The organism is Glutamicibacter sp. BSL13, from assembly GCF_052928425.1.
In genome coordinates this window covers 1-4,377 of sequence record NZ_JAVGCZ010000150.1, presented here as the reverse complement: position 1 = coordinate 4,377, position 4,377 = coordinate 1, and the positions used below count along the sequence as shown (strand labels likewise).

Genomic DNA, 4,377 nt, shown 5'->3' with positions numbered 1-4,377 from the left:
CAGGAAGTCCACCTCGCGCCCCAGCAGCCGCCCGGCGGCCGCCGCGGTGCTGGCACCCACCGCCGCGAACCGGGTGTGCGGGGGCAGGGGCCGGCCGGCCAGGCGCTGGGCAAGCACGTGCACGGTGCTCACCGAGGTGAGCATGACCCACTGGTACTCCCCGGCGGCCAGCCGTCCCACGCGTTCATCCAGCGCCGTCAAATCCTGCGGCCACACCGTTTCGATCAGCTGGGTGCAGCTGGAGTCGATGCCCAGCCGGGCGAACTCGGCGACGGTGGCCGCCGCCCGGTGGGCGGCGCGCAGGATGATCGCGTGCGGGGCCATGGGCGCCTAGGCCAGCCCGGCGATGACCGCCGCGCCGTTCTCCAGCATCCGGCGGGCCAGCACCCGGCCCACGTCCAACGCCCCGGCCTCATCGCGAACCGGTGCCGCGTGGGACTGGCGCATGATCTGGGTGCCGTCGGGCCGGCAGGCCACGGCCTCCAGCACCAGCTGTTCGCCCTCGAAGTGGGCCAGGGCCCCTATCGGGGCGGCGCAGCCGGCCTCCAGGGTGTTCAGCAGCGCCCGTTCGGCGGCAACCTGCCAGCGGGTGGCGGTGTCATCGAAGCGTTCCAGTGCGGCATCAAGTTCGGGGGCGCCGCTGCCGGTGGAGCGCACCTCCACGGCCAGGGCCCCCTGGCCGGGGGCCGGCAGCATGATCGCCGGATCCAGGTATTCGGTGATGTGCCGTTCCATCCCCAACCGGTGCAGCCCGGCCGCGGCCAGGATCACCGCGTCCAGATCCCCCTGCACGGCGCGTCCCACGCTGCCGTCATCCAGGGTTTCGCCCACGCCCTTGACCCGGCCGAGCCGGGTGGGCACGTTGCCGCGGATGTCCACGATCTGCAGGTCCTTGCGGTGGGCCAGCAGCTGGGCGGCGCGGCGCGGGGAGCCGGTGCCGATCTTGGCACCGTCGGGCAGCTGGGCCAGGCTCAGCCCGTCACGGGCGCACAGCGCGTCCCGCACGTCCTCGCGGACCGGGATCGCGGCCAGCGCCAGGCCCTGGGGCTGCACGGTGGGCAGGTCCTTGAGCGAGTGCACGGCCAGATCGCACCCGGCATCCAGCAGGTGCTGGCGCAGTGCGGCGGCGAACACGCCGGTGCCGCCCAGGGTGGCCAGTGATCCGGTGACCACATCCCCCTCGGTGCGCACCAGCACGGTGTCGGCACGCAGCCCGCTCAGCTCGGCCAGCTGGTCTGCGGCCCACGCGGTCTGGGTGGTGGCCAGGGCGCTGCCCCGGGTTCCCACGGTGAAGGATTCGCTCATGGCTGGGGCACCCCCACCTCGGAGTCCATCCCGGCGATGGTCGGGCGCAGGGAGCCGTCCTGGGCCGGCTTCACGCAGCACGCGGCCGGGCACACGTCGAACCACGGCCCGCCGGCCACGGCGCTGACCCGCCCGGTGCGCCGCGGGGCCCCGTCGGGGCCGGTCAGGCGTTCCTCGATGACGTCGATCAGTCCGGAGACGAACTTGGTGTGGGTGCCGGGGGTGGGCACCCGGCAGAAGGCCAGGCCCAGTTCGGCGCAGGTGTCCTTCGCCTCGGTGTCCAGGTCCCAGAGCACCTCCATGTGGTCGGAGATGAAGCCGATGGGCACCACCACCACGCCGGCCACGCCATTGGCGGCGTCCTGTTCCAGCGCGTCGTTGATGTCCGGTTCCAGCCACGGAATGTGCGGGGCCCCGGAGCGCGACTGGTAGACCAGCGAATCCTCCAGGCCCTCCGCCTCGGGCACATGGGCCAGGATGTGGGCGGCGACCGCCCGGTGCTGGGCGGTATACAGGTTCTCCGGGTAGTTTTCGTGCTCGGCGGCCGGCCCGGCGGCGTTCGCGTCGCTCATCGGGATCGAGTGGGTGACGAACACGATCTTGATCCGTCCCTCCGGGTTCCCGCGATCGGCCAGCTGCTCACGCACGTCGGCCAGGGACTGCCTCACCCCGTCGATGAACGGCTCCACGAAGGCCGGGGTGTCAAAGAACTGGCGGACCTTGTCCACCTCCACCACGCCCTCCAGCCCGGTTTCGCGCAGCCCCATGCCCAGATCCTCACGGTACTGGCGGCAGGCCGAGTACCCGGCGTAGGCGCCGGTGCCCAGCAGCAGCACCTTGCGGTGCCCGTCCGCGGCGATCTGCTTGAGCGTGTCGTTGATCATCGGGTACCAGTTGCGGTTGCCCCAGTAGACCGGCAGCTGGATGCCGCGGGCCTCCAGCTCGGCCTCCAGGGCCGCCTTCAGCGCCCGGTTCTGGGCGTTGATCGGGGACACGCCCCCGTTGGTGCGGTAGTGGACGGCCACCTCCTCCAGGCGCTCATCGGGGATGCCGCGCCCGGCGGTGACGTTGCGCAGGAACGGGATCACGTCCTCCTGGCCCTCCGGTCCGCCGAAGCTGGCCAGCAGCAGGGCGTCGTAGGGCTTGGGGGTCATGGTGCCGTTGGCGTCATACCCGGTGCGCGGGTCGAAGTCCTGGTTCACTGCAGGACCTCGGCAACCTCGACGGCGCTGATGCGCCGGCCGGTGTAGAACGGGGTTTCCTCGCGCACATGGTGGCGGGCCTCGGTGTAGCGCAGGTGGCGCATCATGTCGACCAGGTCGATCATGTCATCGGCTTCCAGGCAGACCTGCCATTCGTAGTCGCTGAAGGAGAACGCGGCCACGGTGTTGGCCAGCACGTTGGGGAAGTCGCGGCCCAGGATGCCGTGGTCGCGCAGCATCTTGCCGCGGGAAGCCGGGTCCAGGGTGTACCAGTCGTGGGAGCGCACGAACGGGTAGACGGTCATCCATTCCTTGGCATCCAGGCCCCGGGCGAACGCCGGGGAGTGGTCCTTGGCGAATTCGGCCTCGCGGTGCACGGCCATGGTGGAGTAGGCGATCTCGGTGCCGGCAAACAGGGCGCTGCGCCGGATCCGGCGCATGCCCGCCTGCAGCAGCTCGGCGGCCGGACCGTGGATCCACACCATGACATCGGCGTCCTGGCGCATCGCGGAGACGTCGTAGAGCCCGCGCACGCTCACGCCCTGGTCGGCCAGCTCCTGAACGAGGGTTTCGAACTCGGCCGCACCCTGCCCGCGCTCGGCCGGGACCGAACGCTTGAAGACGGTCCACAGGGTGTAATACATGGTGGCGTTGCCGGCGGCCTCGCGGTCACGCAGCACCGGTGAGTTGTTCTCTGGACGTTCAGTCATGGTTCTCTCCTCGGTTGGATTCTCGGTCAATGGTCTTGGTGGCCGGCGCATGGGTCCCGGGCCGGCGGGTCGGGTGGGGCTAGCTGGCGCTGATGGCGACCTGGGCCCTGGTGTGGGCGATGACCCGGGCCAGGCCGGTGCCCGAACGCCAGGCCCCGACCACGCTGAGCCCCTGCAGGTCCTGCAGCGCCTCGTCCAGCCGGGCGTTGGCCTGGCGCTGGGCGTTGCCGGTGAGCGGCACCATGTCGCTGAAGCGGGAGATCGCGCTGCCCAGCACGTCGTCCTCGCCCACGTCCACGCCCAGGATGGTGGCGGCGTCGGCGATTGCCTGGCTGGTCAGCGCCGCGTCGTTGCCGGCCTCCACCAGCGGTTCGCGGTGTCCGATGCGCCCATAGGACAGGCGCACCACGTGGGTGCCCGGTCCGGTGGCGTCCCCCAGCCACGGCCATTTGGCGGTGGAGTGGGTCAGGGCCTTGGCCTTGATCGTCGAGCCCTCGGTGACCAGCACCCCGCTGCCGCGCGGGGCCTCGTCCAGTTCGGGCTTGTCCACCACCAGGATCACCAGGGCAATGGAGTTCGACTCGCGTCCGGCGCCGGCCAGGGTGCCGGCCGGCAGCAGCGGCTGCAGGAGCGGGGCCGCGGCGGCGGCTTGGGTGGCCACCACCACCTTGTCGGCGTGCAGCACCTCGGTATGGCTGGTGACGGTGAAGGGTTCGGCGGCCTGCGGATCATGGGCCAGGGCGGTGACCGGGGCGTTGCGCACCAGGTTCACCCCGGCCTCGCGCAGCTGGGCCGTCAGTTCGGTGATCAGCGTGTACATGCCGTCCTGCAGCCCGGCCACCCGGGAACCGGCCGGGGCCTGGCCCTGCAGCTGGGCGACGGCGCGGGCCAGCGAGCCGGTGTCCTGCATCGCCTGGCGCAGCCCGGGCGCGGCGGCGTCGATGTCCACCTGGTTCGGGTCGGTGGAGTACACCCCGGCCACCACCGGGGCGACCAGCTGCTCCAGAACGGCCGAGCCCATCCGCTGGCGCACCACCTCGCCCACGCTCAGCTTCTCGGTGGCCCACTTCTTGGGCATCGGGGTGACCAGGTCGGCGGCGGCGCGCACCACGGCCGGGCGGCCAATCAGGGCCCGGACCTCGTCGCTGCGCACCTGGGCG

General features: G+C 71.7%; 5 protein-coding genes. All 5 read right to left on the bottom strand.

Annotated features, from left to right (window positions below; genetic code table 11):
• Nucleotides 1–324, bottom strand: a 324-nt coding sequence (locus RCJ92_RS15080; RefSeq protein ID WP_446755013.1) for a uroporphyrinogen-III synthase, incomplete at its 3' end; no start/stop codon positions are given.
• 6 nt (nt 325–330) lie between these two features.
• A complete protein-coding gene (gene hemC / locus RCJ92_RS15075; protein ID WP_446755012.1) occupies nt 331–1,305 on the bottom strand; it encodes a hydroxymethylbilane synthase in 975 nt (324 codons plus the stop codon).
• Nucleotides 1,302–2,507 (bottom strand): ferrochelatase, encoded by a 1,206-nt coding sequence (locus RCJ92_RS15070; protein WP_391495668.1) that lies wholly within the window; start codon nt 2,505–2,507, stop codon nt 1,302–1,304. The genes hemC and RCJ92_RS15070 overlap by 4 nt, the downstream gene beginning before the upstream one ends.
• Entirely contained in the window at nt 2,504–3,217 is a 714-nt protein-coding gene (gene hemQ / locus RCJ92_RS15065; RefSeq protein ID WP_446755011.1) for a hydrogen peroxide-dependent heme synthase, read from the bottom strand. The genes RCJ92_RS15070 and hemQ overlap by 4 nt, the downstream gene beginning before the upstream one ends.
• 79 nt (nt 3,218–3,296) lie before the next feature.
• Nucleotides 3,297–4,377: protoporphyrinogen/coproporphyrinogen oxidase (locus RCJ92_RS15060; RefSeq protein ID WP_446755010.1), on the bottom strand; the 1,081-nt coding region annotated here is incomplete at its 5' end.